This window comes from Lysinibacillus sp. fkY74-1 (genome assembly GCF_053165895.1).
Genome location: NZ_CP170173.1, coordinates 2,918,542 through 2,933,786, shown reverse-complemented (window position 1 = coordinate 2,933,786; position 15,245 = coordinate 2,918,542). Strand labels below are relative to the sequence as shown.

The 15,245-nt window shown below is 38.2% G+C and carries 14 protein-coding genes and 1 riboswitch; of the genes, 11 read left to right on the top strand and 3 right to left on the bottom strand.

Features of this window, described 5'->3' with window-relative positions:
- Positions 1-20: 20 nt before the first annotated feature.
- Together ACE1MS_RS14380 and ACE1MS_RS14375 are read left to right on the top strand one after the other, a co-directional pair.
- Positions 21-1,436 carry a M20 family metallopeptidase gene (locus ACE1MS_RS14380; RefSeq protein ID WP_031417383.1) on the top strand — a complete coding sequence of 472 codons (1,416 nt, stop codon included), beginning with the start codon at positions 21-23 and terminating at the stop codon, positions 1,434-1,436.
- 84 nt (positions 1,437-1,520) lie between these two features.
- Complete coding sequence (locus tag ACE1MS_RS14375; protein ID WP_036162080.1) at positions 1,521-2,483, top strand: glutaminase; 963 nt, start codon at positions 1,521-1,523, stop codon at positions 2,481-2,483.
- A 34-nt stretch (positions 2,484-2,517) separates the two neighbouring features.
- Here the strand turns inward: ACE1MS_RS14375 and ACE1MS_RS14370 are convergent, their stop codons facing one another.
- Both ACE1MS_RS14370 and ACE1MS_RS14365 read right to left on the bottom strand, forming a co-directional pair.
- Entirely contained in the window at positions 2,518-3,855 is a 1,338-nt protein-coding gene (locus ACE1MS_RS14370) for an amino acid permease (protein ID WP_031417385.1), read from the bottom strand.
- A 163-nt stretch (positions 3,856-4,018) separates the two neighbouring features.
- Positions 4,019-4,094, bottom strand: a riboswitch (glycine riboswitch).
- A gap of 424 nt (positions 4,095-4,518) precedes the next feature.
- On the bottom strand, positions 4,519-4,905 hold the full coding sequence (locus ACE1MS_RS14365; protein ID WP_031417387.1) for a rhodanese-like domain-containing protein: 387 nt from the start codon (positions 4,903-4,905) through the stop codon (positions 4,519-4,521).
- Positions 4,906-5,109: 204 nt separating this feature from the next.
- Between ACE1MS_RS14365 and ACE1MS_RS14360 the strand changes: the two genes are divergently transcribed.
- The 6 genes from ACE1MS_RS14360 to ACE1MS_RS14335 all read left to right on the top strand — a co-directional run bounded on the left by ACE1MS_RS14360 (position 5,110) and on the right by ACE1MS_RS14335 (position 12,030).
- Positions 5,110-5,940 carry a lipoate--protein ligase family protein gene (locus tag ACE1MS_RS14360; RefSeq protein WP_031417388.1) on the top strand — a complete coding sequence of 277 codons (831 nt, stop codon included), beginning with the start codon at positions 5,110-5,112 and terminating at the stop codon, positions 5,938-5,940.
- 187 nt (positions 5,941-6,127) lie between these two features.
- The gene (locus ACE1MS_RS14355; protein ID WP_031417389.1) at positions 6,128-8,698 is read left to right on the top strand and encodes a vitamin B12-dependent ribonucleotide reductase; all 2,571 of its coding nucleotides are present in this window, start codon (positions 6,128-6,130) and stop codon (positions 8,696-8,698) included.
- 694 nt (positions 8,699-9,392) lie between these two features.
- Complete coding sequence (locus tag ACE1MS_RS14350; protein WP_031417391.1) at positions 9,393-9,677, top strand: hypothetical protein; 285 nt, start codon at positions 9,393-9,395, stop codon at positions 9,675-9,677.
- 479 nt (positions 9,678-10,156) lie between these two features.
- The gene (locus ACE1MS_RS14345; protein WP_031417392.1) at positions 10,157-11,095 is read left to right on the top strand and encodes an alpha/beta hydrolase fold domain-containing protein; all 939 of its coding nucleotides are present in this window, start codon (positions 10,157-10,159) and stop codon (positions 11,093-11,095) included.
- A 246-nt stretch (positions 11,096-11,341) separates the two neighbouring features.
- The gene (locus ACE1MS_RS14340) at positions 11,342-11,548 is read left to right on the top strand and encodes a helix-turn-helix transcriptional regulator (protein ID WP_447402430.1); all 207 of its coding nucleotides are present in this window, start codon (positions 11,342-11,344) and stop codon (positions 11,546-11,548) included.
- Entirely contained in the window at positions 11,548-12,030 is a 483-nt protein-coding gene (locus tag ACE1MS_RS14335) for a hypothetical protein (protein WP_281487057.1), read from the top strand. Before ACE1MS_RS14340 ends, ACE1MS_RS14335 begins: the two co-directional genes overlap by 1 nt.
- 131 nt (positions 12,031-12,161) lie before the next feature.
- On the opposite strand, the gene ACE1MS_RS14330 is transcribed toward ACE1MS_RS14335, so the two are convergent.
- Positions 12,162-13,133 carry a DUF1385 domain-containing protein gene (locus ACE1MS_RS14330; RefSeq protein ID WP_012295096.1) on the bottom strand — a complete coding sequence of 324 codons (972 nt, stop codon included), beginning with the start codon at positions 13,131-13,133 and terminating at the stop codon, positions 12,162-12,164.
- 109 nt (positions 13,134-13,242) lie between these two features.
- Here ACE1MS_RS14330 and ACE1MS_RS14325 point away from each other — a divergent pair, with 109 nt between their 5' ends.
- The 3 genes from ACE1MS_RS14325 to ACE1MS_RS14315 all read left to right on the top strand — a co-directional run bounded on the left by ACE1MS_RS14325 (position 13,243) and on the right by ACE1MS_RS14315 (position 15,230).
- Positions 13,243-13,668 carry a hypothetical protein gene (locus ACE1MS_RS14325; protein ID WP_012295095.1) on the top strand — a complete coding sequence of 142 codons (426 nt, stop codon included), beginning with the start codon at positions 13,243-13,245 and terminating at the stop codon, positions 13,666-13,668.
- Between the two features lie 63 nt (positions 13,669-13,731).
- Positions 13,732-14,166 carry a type II 3-dehydroquinate dehydratase gene (gene aroQ, locus ACE1MS_RS14320; protein WP_031417397.1) on the top strand — a complete coding sequence of 145 codons (435 nt, stop codon included), beginning with the start codon at positions 13,732-13,734 and terminating at the stop codon, positions 14,164-14,166.
- A 2-nt stretch (positions 14,167-14,168) separates the two neighbouring features.
- Positions 14,169-15,230, top strand: a complete 1,062-nt coding sequence (locus ACE1MS_RS14315; RefSeq protein WP_012295093.1) for a M24 family metallopeptidase — start codon at positions 14,169-14,171, stop codon at positions 15,228-15,230.
- Positions 15,231-15,245 lie beyond the last annotated feature (15 nt).

Sequence of the window (15,245 nt, the reverse complement as noted above, 5' to 3'; positions counted from 1 at the left end):
AACAAATTGGAGGGACAATTATGAGATTTCAAGAGAAAATTTCTACATTGATTGAGGCAAAGAAGGAAGCGAGTGTGGCCTTAAGCGATGCGATTTGGGCAGTACCGGAGCTTCATTTTCAAGAGAAACAATCGATGCAATATATGAAAGAGGCACTAGAAAAAGAGGGTTTTCAAGCTGAGGTTGGCGTGGCTGGTCTTGATACGGCGCTGGTCGGAACATTTGGCTCAGGAAAGCCAGTTATCGCCTTTTTAGGGGAATACGACGCACTCCCAGGCTTGAGCCAAAAGGGTGGTGTTACCAATCATGAGCCTCTAGAGAATGGCGGAAGCGGTCATGGCTGTGGCCATAATTTGTTAGGAACAGGAGCATTTGCAGCAGCTGTTGCAGTAAAGGATTATTTAGAGCAACATCAGCAATCTGCAACCATCCGTTTCTACGGTTGCCCTGCCGAAGAAAATGGATCTGGTAAAGCTTATATGGCGAAAGCTGGCTTATTCGATGATGTAGATATCGCCATTTCCTGGCATCCTGGTACTTTTTCAACGGTGATGACTTGTAGCTCTCTTGCAAACTATGCCGTTACATTTAAGTTTACAGGTAAAAGTGCTCATGCAGCAGCTGCTCCTCATCTTGGAAGAAGTGCTTTAGATGCTGTTGAGCTTATGAACGTTGGGGTAAACTACTTACGAGAGCATATCATTCCAGAAGCACGAGTGCATTATGCTATTACAAACTCTGGTGGTTCATCTCCGAATGTTGTTCAACCATATGCCGAAGTTACCTACTTAGTGCGAGCACCTAAAAAGCAACAAGTGCAAGAAATCTATCAGCGCGTTGAAAATATTGCGAAGGGTGCAACGCTTATGACAGGCACTTCCCTAGAAATTGATTTCGAAGGTGCTGCTTCTAATTTAATAACAAATAAGACACTTTATGATGTCATGTATCAACAAATACTTGAAATTGGCATGCCAGACTATACAATAGAAGATGAACAGTATGCTCAGGCTATTTTCCATACGTTTTCTCCTGAAGTACAAGCCTCATCATTGGTCGGTCTACATAAAGGTGATGTACAACAATTACAAGGAAAAGTTATTGCTGATCATATTCCTCGTATACTCCCTGAATTTATTATGGGTGGCTCTACTGATGTGGGAGATGTCAGCTGGAATGTGCCAACTGTTCAATGTACAACAGTATGTATGGCATTAGGAACACCATTGCATACTTGGCAAGTTGTTTCTCAAGGTGTCACGCCAATCGCCCATAAAGGTATGCTACAAGCTGCTAAAATTATGGCGTGTACAGCGATTGAGTTATTGGCTAATCCAGTACTAATTGAAGAAGCTAAAAAGGAATGGCAAGAACGTCTTGATGGGGAGACGTATAAATCGTTAATTCCGGAGGGGACAATGCCTCCAAAGCTATAAAAGAATAGCAAAAATATGGATAGAGTCTTCATAGGAGAACTATGAAGACTCTGTTTTTGCACATTTTGAAAGGAGTCCACAGTAATGACAACACAACCTAGTCACGATCAGCTTGTGGCACAATGGGTAACACAGTTTCGCTCTGCTGCTAAAGAAGGACAGTGCGCTAACTATATCCCTGCATTAGCTAAAAAAGACCCGAATCAATTAGCTATAGCTATTATCGGAACTGAAGGGCACGAAATGAAAGCTGGGGATACGACTGAACTATTTACGCTTCAGAGTGTTTCTAAAGTAATCACCTTTATATTGGCCTGTATGGACAGAGGATTGCCATATGTATTAGAAAGGGTAGATGTTGAGCCGACAGGGGATACATTCAACTCCATTATTCGTTTAGAAAGTCATCAACCAGGAAAGCCCTTTAATCCAATGATTAATGCTGGGGCGATTACTGTTTCCTCTATGATGATGGGAAATTCACCACAAGAGAAGATTGACAAAATCCTGCATTTTTTAGAGCAAATCATAGGCAAACCTTTAAGTATTAATGAGGAAGTGTTTCAATCAGAGTGGCAAACAGCGAACCGTAATCGAGCACTAGCCTACTACCTCAAGGATTCTGGTTTCTTAGACTGCCCAGTAGAAGCGGCTCTTGAGGTTTACTTAAAGCAATGTGCGATTGAAGTCAATGTATCCGATTTAGCGATGATTGGTTTAGTTATTGCCAATGATGGCTATCATCCGCTATTAAAGAAAAAATTATTTCCTAAACAAGTGGCGAAATTAGCAAAGGCTTTAATGGTGACATGCGGTATGTACAATGCTTCAGGAAAATTTGCAGCATTTATTGGACTTCCTGCTAAAAGTGGTGTCTCCGGTGCCATTCTTACAGCTGTGCCTGGCCATGCAGGACTAGATTCACCCTTTCCTGCTGGCTGCGGGATAGGTATTTATGGACCAGCCATCGATCCAATCGGGAATAGTGTCGCAGGTGTCCAATTACTGAAACATTTAGCGACAGAATGGGATATGACCATTTTTTAAAAAGTAGAAGATGACTTCAGAGCTTAGTCTGAAGTCATCTTTTTTTCATTTTATATAGAATAAATAAGGCAATAAACCAAATAGGTGTTAGTAGCAGAGCTGTACGTGTTGCCTCGGAAATAAACATCACAATTAATAGAAAAGTAAAAAACGCAAGCACTACATAGTTGATAAAAGGTGTCAGCGGTGCTTTAAAGCTTGAGGCCTCATGAAGGGCACGATTTTTCCGTTTATAGATAATGTGAGAAATGATGATAATACTCCACACCCATATGAAGCAAATCGCACTAATAGTCGTAACGATACTAAAGGCATTCTCTGGCATTAGCTTACTTAACAGCGCCCCCACAGAGACAACAATTGCGGAAATAACTAGCGCGTTACTGGGAACACTATTTTTATTGAGCTTAGCAAAAGCAGGTGATGCTTGTTTATTTTTACCAAGATTAAAGAGCATGCGACTTGTTGAAAATAAACCACTATTACCAGCAGATGCGGCTGAAGTAAGCACGACAAAATTAATAATACCTGCAGCAATTGGAATACCTGCTAACGTAAATACTTGGACAAATGGGCTGCTTGCGGCAGACATTTCATACCATGGGTTGATACATAGGATGACAAACAGTGCCCCTACATAAAAGAGTAAAATTCGAAACGGTATTTTATTAATAGCCGAAGGAATGTTTTTTTGTGGGTTTGCAGTCTCGGCTGCTGATACGCCTACTAATTCCACACCGACGAAAGCGAAAACGACCATCTGAAAGGCCATTAAAAAGCCATATACGCCATTTGGAAACAGGCCGCCGTGAACCCAAAGATTATCTACTGAAACTGTTCCAGAGCTTGTTTGAAAGCCTGTCACTAACATAATAAGCCCAAGGATAATGAGTGCCACAATGGTAATCACTTTAATGATTGCAAACCAAAATTCTAACTCCCCAAATAGTTTGACCGTCAATAAATTCAGTAGTAGCAATAATACTAAACAACCGATAGCGGGAACCCATTGGGGAATATTAAACCAATACTGTGTATAGACACCTACAGCAATAATATCTGCCATCGCTGTCATGATCCAACAGAACCAGTATGTCCAGCCTGTTACATATCCTGCCCATGGTCCTATGTATTCGGAGGCAAAATCCGTAAATGATGTATATCCTGAATTCGATAATAATAGTTCGCCCAATGCACGCATAACAAAAAAGAGTGCCGTTCCGACAATTAAATAGGCAAGAATGATGGAAGGCCCTGCTAACGCAATGGCTTTCCCGGAGCCTAGAAATAAACCGGTTCCTATTGTTCCACCAATGGCAATAAGCTGCACATGACGATTTTTTAATTCACGTTTTAATTGTTGCTGTTCCACGTTAATCCCCCCAAAGATGCATAAAAAATGATGACTGGAAAAATAAAAAGAGACTAGTTGTGACACTAGTCTCGGAAAAACGTCAGAATAACAAATACCATTTGACCACGGATGCTTCATCAAATCATCTTAATCTTTGTGTGGCATCGCTTAAAAAAGCTGTTATTACTCCTCTGTCCTTTTGCCTGAGATAGTGAACCCTTCGGCGACGCAAATGCGCTCTCTCCAGAACTGCTCCTGCTATAGTTTGATCCATAGCATTCATAGCTAATTAATTTTTATACTTAATATTATTTTAAGATATTATATATCCTAGCAGTGCTATTCCAATTATTCAACTATAAATTTATATTATTTTCAGAAAAATAGAAGAATGCAGTGCATACATGAAAAATACTAACGAAAATTAGTATTTTTGGACATACAAAATTTCTCCTATTATGTGAAAATGAATAAATTTGAAAGGCTTCTGGGAAGAATGATGAAGACCTTCAAAGTAGGTTCAAATAAGGTGGGACGAGGAAGCGGATGGCATAGTATGAACAAGCACCATAAATAGACACTTAAAATTTTGCAATAGATATAATATAGTAGAAACTCTGAATTTTTTGTATAAAAAGAAGTCGTCTCCTAGTTCTTTGAGACGACTTTTTTAGGGAAATATTAATATTTTTTGGTTTTTATTTTACCTGTCCAAGTTTTGAAACCGCCTTGAAGTTGGTAAATTTGGTTGTACCCACGTTTTTTAAGAAATAGTGCAGCACGTGAGCTACGGCCTGTATTTTGACAGTATAAATATACTGGTAAATCTGGGCGAATTTCTTTATAACGTTGACGTAGTGTTGTGGAAGGAACGTTTCGTGCTCCAAGAATGTGACCAGCATCAAATTCTTTTTGTTCACGAACATCGATTAGCTGTGCTTTACGATAGCCTTCAATAAATTGTTCTTGTGTTAAGTTGGTTACAGCTTTTTTGAGTCGTAGTGCATTAATACCGATGTATGCAATTATGACTACTAAAACGACACCGATTGTGATAAGTATGTCCAAGATTTTCTTACCCCTTTCTATCTTCTTTATTATTATAAAAGATGCGCTAGCGATAGTCCAATGAGTTTGATAAAATTAACTAGATTGTGGCGAATTCGTCTATCTCGCTTCAAAAGCAACAACTTGAACGGTAACGTAATCTTCGTTAAGGTTGAACCACAGGTGAGGCCTGAGGTACTTTTATAAATTGTAGGAGATGAACAAATGACAACTTGGTATTTTTTAAATTCAGGGAAATGTAGTCCGTCTTTTAATATGGCACTAGATGAAGCATTACTTGATTGGCATAGTGAGGGGTTAATTCCACCAGTCATTCGTTTTTATGAGTGGGAACCAGCAACACTATCAATTGGTTATTTTCAGCAGGCCAAAAAGGATATAAATTTAGACGCTGTACGAGAACAAGGCTTAGGCTTTGTACGTCGACCTACTGGTGGACGAGCTGTGCTGCATGAGCATGAGCTTACATATAGTGTCATCGTAACAGAAAGCTATCCCGATATGCCAGAGTCCGTGACAGAGGCGTACCGTGTGCTAAGTGAGGGAATCTTGCAAGGTTTCCACAACTTAGGAATGGATGCCTATTTTAGTGTCCCGGATACAGAGGAAAAAAGAGCAGACTTAAAGAGTCCAAAAAGTGCTGTATGCTTTGATGCTCCAAGCTGGTACGAGCTGGTAGTCGAAGGGAAAAAAATAGCTGGAAGTGCGCAAACACGTCAAAAAGGCGTTATATTGCAGCATGGTGCCATTTTATTAGATTTAGATCAAGAGAAGCTATTATCGGTCTTTAATTTTTCGAGTGAAGAAGCGAAGGATCGTATGCGCAGAAAATTACCGGAGAAAGCAGTAGCGATTAACAGTCTTGTGGATGAGCCTGTGACAGTTGAACAATGTGTGACAGCTTTTCGAGATGGATTTGCAAAATCGTTGCAAATTGAATTAAAACCATTTACACTTTCTGAGGAGCAGTTAGAATATGTCCGTGCATTAGAAGAAAAAAAATATGCATGTGATGAGTGGAACTTCAAAAAGTAAAAAATGGTATAAAAAAATATTTTTAAGCTTTCAATCCTTGCTATTACAAGTAGTTCCGATTCTATTGAAAAAAGCAAGAGTTGAATTGAAAATCTATATATAGTATCTTTTTTAAAGACATATACACAATATGTAGTGTTTAACAACACATGATATTGTGTATTTATTTTGTAAGGGAGGCAAAACGATGGTACTCACAAATCATCAACCCGATGTAAACAATCAATTTGAACAGTTAAACAAAGATATCGAACAATTCCCGCAGGTACACCCTGTAACGCCTGATATGCACATCACGCACAAAGGTGTATCTAGACTTGTCATGATCGATCGCTACTCGTTTAAAGACACAGAAAAGAAAACACTGAAAGCTGGTGACTTTGTTGTTTTAACGGTCAAAGCTGATCCAAAATTCCCTGCACGTGGTTTAGGGACCATTCAAAAGCTGGACATGACTACAAAAACAGCAGATATTTTGATTGAGGAAGATTATCGTAGCGCTTTAGACGATCCAAAAGAGCAAGAAACGGGTGTGATTACGCGTTCAATTGACGTGCTAGAGAAGCCTCTTGAGATTTTTTATGAACAAATCGCTAAACGAAATGCAACAGGACTTGCAATTGTTGAAAAAACGCCAGAAAAACGTCAAGAATGGTTTGAAAAATTTTATGATCAATTAGTGTCCTTAAAATTCATTCCTGCAGGACGAGTGATATACGGAGCAGGGTCTGAAACAGATGTAACATTCTTTAACTGCTACGTAATGCCTTTTGTTGCTGATTCACGTGAAGGTATTAGTGATCATCGTAAGCAAGTAATGGAAATTATGAGCCGTGGTGGTGGAGTAGGAACAAATGGCTCTACATTACGTCCACGCAACACACTGGCACGTGGTGTAAACGGCAAATCATCTGGTTCTGTTTCTTGGTTAGATGATATTGCTAAATTGACACATCTTGTAGAGCAAGGTGGCTCACGTCGTGGAGCACAAATGATTATGCTTGCAGATTGGCATCCTGATATTGTGGAGTTTATTATTTCTAAAATGCAAAACCCACGTATTCTTCGTTACCTAATTGAAAATACAACGGATGAAACAATCATTCGTCTAGCCAAAGAAAAATTAAACTTCAAGCCGCTTTCTATGCAAGAAGAAGCTATGTATCAAGGCATTGTAAACTATAAAAGCATTGAAGGTTTAGGTGGATTCGATACAGCCATTATTCGAGAGGCTGAAAATAAACTACGTGATGGTGGCACATATACCGTTCACAATCCAGAGTTTTTAACGGGTGCAAACATATCCGTAACATTAACTAAAGAATTTATGGAAGCTGTTGAAAACGATGATGATTTCGAACTACGTTTCCCAGCGGTGGAAGAATACTCAAAAGAGGAAATGAGTGCTTATAATACAGAATGGCATAATGTTGGTGACGTTCGTGAGTGGGAGAAGATGGGCTATAAAATCCGCACATATCGCACGATTAAAGCGAAAGAATTGTGGAATTTAATTAACGTATGTGCAACTTACTCCGCAGAGCCAGGAATTTTCTTTATCGACAATGCCAATGATATGACGAATGCAAAGGCATATGGTCAAAGCGTTGTAGCGACAAACCCATGTGGGGAACAGCCACTTGCGCCATACTCAGTGTGTAACTTGGCAGCAGTAAACCTTGCACAATTTGCTAATAAAGACAACCAAACTGTAGATTACGAAGCACTACGTGAAACGGTTCGTGTAGGTGTTCGAATGCAGGATAATGTTATTGATGCCACACCATACTTCTTAGAAGAAAATCGTGTACAAGCACTAGGTGAGCGTCGTGTCGGTTTAGGCGTAATGGGCTTAGCTGATTTACTTATTTATTGTGAGAAAGAATATGGTTCTGAAGCAGGTAATGCTTTAGTCGATGAAATCTTTAAAACAATTGCTGAAACAGCGTATGAGGCGTCTACAGAGCTTGCTAAGGAGCGTGGTAGCTTCCCATTCTTAGTCGGTGCTACTGACGAAGAAACAGCTCGTTTACGTAAAGCTTTCACAGAAACAGGCTTTATGGAAAAAATGCCTGCTCATATCAAGGAGCAAATTTTAGCAACGGGTATTCGTAACTCCCATTTATTAACGGTTGCTCCAACTGGTTCAACAGGAACGATGGTAGGTGTAGCGACAGGTCTTGAACCATACTTCTCCTTCACATACTACCGTTCTGGTCGTCTTGGTAAGTTCATTGAAGTGAAAGCTGAAATCGTAAAAGAATACTTAGACCGTCATCCAGAAGCTAATGAGCAAGAGCTTCCAGAATGGTTTGTAACGGCAATGGAGCTAAAACCAGAGGCACATGCTGATGTACAATGTATTATTCAAAAATGGATTGATTCATCAATCTCTAAAACAGTAAATGCACCAAAAGGCTACACTGTACAACAAGTTGAAAAAGTTTACGAGCGACTGTATAAAGGTGGCGCTAAAGGTGGTACGGTCTATGTGGATGGTAGCCGTGATTCACAGGTACTTACGCTAAAAGCTGAGGAAAATGATATGGATCAATTATCATTTGAAGAAGAATTAGTGGAAGAACATACAAAACGTCCAGTCGTATTAGTGGATACGATTCAAGCACTAGAGTCCACAACGGTAATTGGCTCAGACGTAGGAAATACATGTCCGGTTTGCCGCAAAGGAACAGTCGAAGAAATGGGTGGCTGTAATACATGTACAAACTGTGGCGCACAGTTAAAATGCGGCCTGTAAATATTGTTTATACCACGTTATTGTAGCGTTCTATAAACAATTTCAGTCATAAAAATTTAAAGTAACCTCTTCGGTATGATGACCGTAAGAGGTTACTTTTTTATTTTTTCTGAAAATTATAGGGTATCTATATAACCGCAAATAACCCCTATATTCCAATAGCAGGTATTACAAAAGCCTTGTTGGATTCTGTTACTTCAACTGTTACCTATGAACAATGAAGTTCACAGATACAGGAGTAAAAAAACGAACTGAGTCCTTTCAGCTACTAGACCCTTCCTAAAATCATGAATATAAAGCAAGAACCGTGCAACTGGTTAACGAAATGGGTGCTTTTCCATCATAAAAAAACGTATTTATTTTGTAGAAGGACTATGATGAGGAATAAGAATAATGGTGGATAGTAGATGAAGAAATAACTAAAAAACTAATGGTTTAATTTGTAAAATTAGAATATATAACATTATGATAAAATCTTTATTAGAAAAAATTACCAATTTAACATTTCTTAATTTTCTGTGGTGCAGTGTCGATTAGTCTTCATGAATCGCTACTCTAGTAAAATAGAGTGCCATCAAAAAAACGCTTATAGGGAGCATCGGGATTTACAAAAATAAGTACAAAATTCCGAAAAGAAGGTTTGGGAACATCTTAATTACAATTTATGTCTATATTGAAAAAAGGAGGTATCAATATGTGGTTCATATTCGGAATTATTGCTATAGTTGCAACCTTTATAAATCTTTATATGTATAAAACAGGTAAAGATTATAAGCTTGCGATGGCAATGGGGGTATCATTTACAGCATTGACACTTTGTTCAGAGTATAGTCTTGTATCTAGATGGGTAAAAGTGGAGGATTGGGCAGCTTTAGAGGATGTAGTACCTGGTATGGAAAGGGCATTATGGTTTTTAACAATTGTTTCTATCTTACTAAATATAGCACCTATACTTTTAGAACCGAAAAATAAAAAATAGACGCTTACTCGAGCTCATACCGATATGGTAAGCAGCATAAAGTTCTCAAACAACGCTTTGGGGACTTCTTTTTAATAAAAAATCTTAATCCTAAAAATATGAAGGTAGAGGTAAACGATGCATGATAGGTCTATCAAGGCCTCAGGCTTTTGCTGCATGATTAAAATAAAAAGGCATCTGAAGGCTATCTGAACTCGTTCCTATACTTGAATTGCAGGGGCCTTAGTTGAAAACAATCTTTCACAATCGTGCAAATAAAAAAGACTGTCTTTATGAAGAAAGTTTGATTAAATGAAGGAGTCTATAGCCATATGTGGAATTAAAATATAAATGTCTGGTCAATTGTAATTTGTCATAAAGATTGGTTACAAAATCTATTTTGTAAAGTGCTTGAAGATGGTATTTGTTCACTTTAAGGGTTGTTTGTTTGAGTTTCTCGTACATCCACCTAGATGAACATGCTGAAAGGGGAGAAAGAAATGAGTGTAGTACTTTTTAATGGAGAACGTTCTGAAGAAAGTGTCCAATTTGAACAGTTGTTATTTTCCCAAAGTAATAAAGTGAGTTTTTCTAGTGTTGAAAATGCTAAACAGTTTATCAAACAAAGGGCAACGGTGAATAATCAGCCCTATGTTATTGAAGATGAAGTTCAATTTTTAAGTGTTAAGGACGAACAAACTTTTCAGGATATGCAAGTTTTTACTTTAAATGATCAAAAGTCCTCGAAACAAAAAGTGATTCTCTATATTCATGGTGGCGCTTGGACGAATCAGCCTTTACCTTTTCACTGGCTGTTTATGGATAAAATGGCGCAAGCATTACAGGCAAAAGTTATTGCTCCGATTTATCCAAAAGTACCTCATTTTAATCATAAGGATACGTACCAAAAAATGCTCAATCTCTATACTAGAATTTTAGAAACAATTGAAAGCTCCAGTCAATTAACTATTATAGGGGATTCTGCAGGAGGCAATATAACACTTGGTTTGGTCCAGCTTTTAAAAGAAAACCATTTGCCGCAGCCACAAAATATTATTTTATTATCTGCTTGTGTTGACCTAAGTTTAGAAAATCCTCTTATTCCTGAATATGAAGAAAAGGACCCAATGCTAGCTAGTGAAGGAATGGGAGTCATCACAAAGCTATGGGCAGCTGATAAGGATTTAAAAGATCCATTAATTAGTCCCATTTACGGTGATTTTCAGGGTCTTGCGACAATCACCCATTTTATTGGTACCCATGAAAGCTTATATCCTGATGCTGTAAAATTTGATGAACAACTAACCGAGCAAGGAATTGATATAACAACCTTTGTTTATCCTAAAATGAACCATGTGTTTGTTGTAATGCCCATCCCAGAAGCTTTAGACGCTCAACAGAAAATTATTAATATTATTGATAGTAAAGGAATGAAATAGAGAAGGACACTAAATAAAAATAGTGTGACTATCCTAAGCGTGTTTTGATTTTTCAATACACGCTTTTTCTATGTCCAATTTGGATAGGGGATTTTTTTTCAGAAACCAGTCGCCTCTAATCCTGTCCTATTTCATTGTTTAAACGAACATAAAAATGTAAAGCTAACTTGACATATCAAAAGATGTAAAGTAAACTTTACTTATTGCTAAATGTATAGTTTACTTTACATTTGATGAGGAGGCATTATGAAAAATAGAATTCGTGAATTGCGGAAATTGAGGAAGATTACGCAGGAGGATTTGTCTAAATTAGTGGGTGTCTCACGCCAATCAATCATTGCAATTGAATCAGGGAAATTCAATCCATCACTAGAGCTTGCCTACAATATTTCAAAAGCTTTCAACTGCACGATTGAGGAAGTTTTTATTTTCGAAGAGGAGGGAATGGCATAATGGAATTTTCTATAGGCGGTATTGTTGGACTATACGGCGGGATGATTTTTGGCATCCTTGGCTGGTGGTTTGGAAGGAAAAAAGCGAAGAAAAATCGAGGCTTAGATGAGCTACACGACCATATTTGGCAAAGGGCGAAAGCTTATTCATGGTATATGACGTTAGCAGCAATTTATATTTTCTTTTCTTTAGTAGTGTTTGGGATTAAATTAAGCACTGCCATGGTTTTAGCTGTCCTTTTATTTGTACACTTAGGGAGCTGGGCGATCATTGGGCTCATTTTGACTATCAACATGTACAGACCAATACCTTTTAAGCCTTCTTATGTGAAGTTAGGTATAAGCATCAATGTCGCATCACTACTTATTTTTACCATTATCTCGATTCTAACAAATAATTGGCTGTTTTTATTATTTAGTATTTTGCCTAGTATGATGGGTATATTTACTGCACTTACAGTCCGTAGGAAAGATTCTAAATAAATTTAGTTGTCCGATTCATCCCTTTGGATAGGTTTATCGAGCTGCGATTATGGCATTTAAACGAAAAATGCAAGGCTCGCATCTATATAAAAAAGGCAGGTCCAACAACATACGTTGGGACTGCCTTTTCCTTAATCATGATTTAATGTTGCTGCAATTTCTGGCTGTTGCTCTACTTGAAGTAGCATATTAAAGGATGCAATGGCAACTTCCACTTGATCATCCTTTGGTTCGCGAGTTGTTAGCAATTGAAGCCATAGACCAGGATAGCCAAGGAAACGTAATACTGGAATATTACGGCAGGCGTTTGTCGCCTGTAATACTTCAAATGATATTCCTAGTACTACGGGAATTAATAATATACGATCTAAAATACGTAGCCACAGCGGGTCCGTTGGCACAAAGAAATATAAAAACATGCCGACAAAGACTGTGAAAAGAATAAAGCTACTACCACAACGGTAGTGTAGACGTGATTGTGCTTGGACGTTCTCCACTGTAATGTCTAAACCAGCTTCATAGCAGTTGATGACTTTATGCTCCGCCCCATGGTATTGGAATACTCGTTTAATGAGAGGCGTTAACGAAATAAAATATAAATATGTGAGCAGTAATAATAGTTTAATACCGCTTTCAAGTAAAATTTGACCCGTTTTTCCTTCAATCCATTTAGAGAAAAAATCAGCTATAAAAACCGGAATTAGTGTAAAGGCAAATTTTCCAAATAAGAAGGAAAGAATACCTACTACAGCAACGCCAAGTATCATTTGAAGTTTGGAGCCTTCTTCTTTATTTTCTTCTTCTTCGCCAGGTACCACATCATAACGATCCCCAGCAAATTGCATATGACGAGAACCTAAGCCTGCTGATTCAATCAGTGCGACCACGCCTCGAACAAATGGGATTTTTTTAAGCTTTTGTAAAATAGGTTTTTGTACTTTTTTAAAATGATAATAATCAATGGAATCATCGTTACGACGAATGGCAGTAACTGTATGATCCTTTCCTCCGAACATCACACCTTCTAATTGTGCTTGTCCCCCGTATACAGGTGAATTGCTCAAGGCTAACACCACTCTCTTTATATATTTCAACTGTACCATTGTACTAAATTTAGTCAAAAACCTCTACAGTTACGCATAGTAAATTTTCTATATGGCTACACTAATCGTACATTTTAGGAAATGATTAGTACGCAATGGAGGAAAAATTGTGAAAATAGGAACAATAACGGCACTGGTAAATGCTCTTGTTTTAGCATTGTGCTTAAAAGGCTTACATTATTTTAATCTCATTAAATGGCATCCGATTGGGTTTTATAAGAAATGGGGATGGTTTGAAGAAAGCTCTAAGCTATTTCATTGGACCTTCTTTATACTTCTTTTATTCATTATCGGATTATTGGTATATATGACAATGCGCTATGTCTATGTTATTCCGGCTGTCTTTTCTTCACTACTACTAGGGCTTTTTGTAACAATTACATTAGAGTGGATTGCATTAGATTTACCATTACAACTTTCTTCCTTTAAAAAGCTTTCGATTCCATTCATAGTTGTGGTGGTTTGTCTTTTACGGTTCTTGTTAGAAACAGCTAATTTTCATCAGCGGGAGCATACGGCGCAAAAAGGAAATTAGTTGCTGTATGCGCCTTGTATGATAAAATAAATGGCAAGTACATAGAAAGAGGCGAATAGAAGCGTGAAGTTATTATGTTTGAATGGACCTAACTTAAATCGACTTGGAAAAAGAGAGCCACATATTTATGGACATGAAACATTGGATGATGTTAAAGAAAATGTTCAAAATCTTGCGGCTTCTTTAGGTGCCACTGTTGAATTTCGTCAATCCAATCACGAAGGGGTACTTGTGGACTGGGTGCATGAAGCAGAAGACGAAAAGTATGATGGCATTATCTTTAATCCTGGTGCATATACCCATACAAGCATCGCGTTACATGATGCCATTGCAGGGATTACGGTGCCAGTAATCGAAGTACATATTTCCAATATCCATAAACGTGAGGCTTTCCGTCATCATTCCTATCTTGCTCCGGCCTGCCTTGGTCAAATTTGTGGACTAGGTACGAAAGGCTATGAACTGGCACTACGTACATTTATCGAGAGGGAGAATTGATTATGTTGAAATTACAAAAGCTACGTAAAGCACTTCAAGAACAAAATATCGATGGCATTTTAGTTACGAATGGGTATAACCGCCGCTATATGACTGGTTTTACAGGGACAGCGGGCGTAGCAATTGTGTCCCAAAATGATGCTGTTTTTATTACAGATTTCCGATATACAGAACAAGCTGCCACACAAATTCAGGACTTCCGAATTGTTAAGCATGAAGCAACCATTATTGAAGAGATTGCTACACAAGTAAAAAATATGGGCATCAAATTACTGGGCTTTGAGAGAGATACTGTAAGCTACGGCACATATGAACTGTATAAATCGAACATTCAAGCTGATTTAGTGCCGATTTCTGGGCTAATTGAAAAAATTCGCTTGATTAAGACGGAACAAGAGATTAATATTATTAAGGCTGCGTGTGAAATTGCAGATCACGCATTTACACATATTTTAGGCTTCATCAAGCCTGGTAAAACAGAGCTTGAAGTTTCGAATGAATTAGAATTTTTCATGCGTAAACAAGGAGCGACTCAGTCTTCGTTTGACATAATTGTTGCGTCTGGTCTTCGCTCAGCATTACCACATGGCGTTGCAACGGATAAAGTGATTGAAAAAGGCGACTTTGTTACATTAGACTTTGGTGCGCTATACAATGGCTATATTTCGGATATTACACGTACTGTGGCTGTTGGAGAACCATCTGAAAAATTAGTAGATATGTACAATGCAGTCCTTGCTTCTCAGCTGTTAGCACTTGAAAAAGTGGGTCCTGGATTAACAGGTATTCAAGCGGACGCTATTGCACGTGACTACTTAAAAGAAAAAGGATATGGCGAAGCATTTGGTCATTCTTTAGGACACGGTATCGGTCTTGAAGTACATGAAGGCCCTGGCTTATCGATGCGTTCTGATGCAGTGCTAGAGCCAGGTATGGCCGTGACGATTGAACCGGGTGTTTATTTACCTGGTATCGGTGGTGTCCGTATTGAGGATGATATTTTAATCACTGAGACGGGGAATGAATTACTCACACATTCGTCAAAAGAACTCATTATTTTATAAACTTTGGAGGAACAC

Coding starts and splice junctions, on each gene's coding strand:
- ACE1MS_RS14380 (WP_031417383.1), top strand. CDS start 21: ATGAGATTTCAAGAGAAAATTTCTACATTGATTGAGGCAAAGAAGGAA.
- ACE1MS_RS14375 (WP_036162080.1), top strand. CDS start 1,521: ATGACAACACAACCTAGTCACGATCAGCTTGTGGCACAATGGGTAACA.
- ACE1MS_RS14360 (WP_031417388.1), top strand. CDS start 5,110: ATGACAACTTGGTATTTTTTAAATTCAGGGAAATGTAGTCCGTCTTTT.
- ACE1MS_RS14355 (WP_031417389.1), top strand. CDS start 6,128: ATGGTACTCACAAATCATCAACCCGATGTAAACAATCAATTTGAACAG.
- ACE1MS_RS14350 (WP_031417391.1), top strand. CDS start 9,393: ATGTGGTTCATATTCGGAATTATTGCTATAGTTGCAACCTTTATAAAT.
- ACE1MS_RS14345 (WP_031417392.1), top strand. CDS start 10,157: ATGAGTGTAGTACTTTTTAATGGAGAACGTTCTGAAGAAAGTGTCCAA.
- ACE1MS_RS14340 (WP_447402430.1), top strand. CDS start 11,342: ATGAAAAATAGAATTCGTGAATTGCGGAAATTGAGGAAGATTACGCAG.
- ACE1MS_RS14335 (WP_281487057.1), top strand. CDS start 11,548: ATGGAATTTTCTATAGGCGGTATTGTTGGACTATACGGCGGGATGATT.
- ACE1MS_RS14330 (WP_012295096.1), bottom strand. CDS start 13,133: ATGGTACAGTTGAAATATATAAAGAGAGTGGTGTTAGCCTTGAGCAAT.
- ACE1MS_RS14315 (WP_012295093.1), top strand. CDS start 14,169: ATGTTGAAATTACAAAAGCTACGTAAAGCACTTCAAGAACAAAATATC.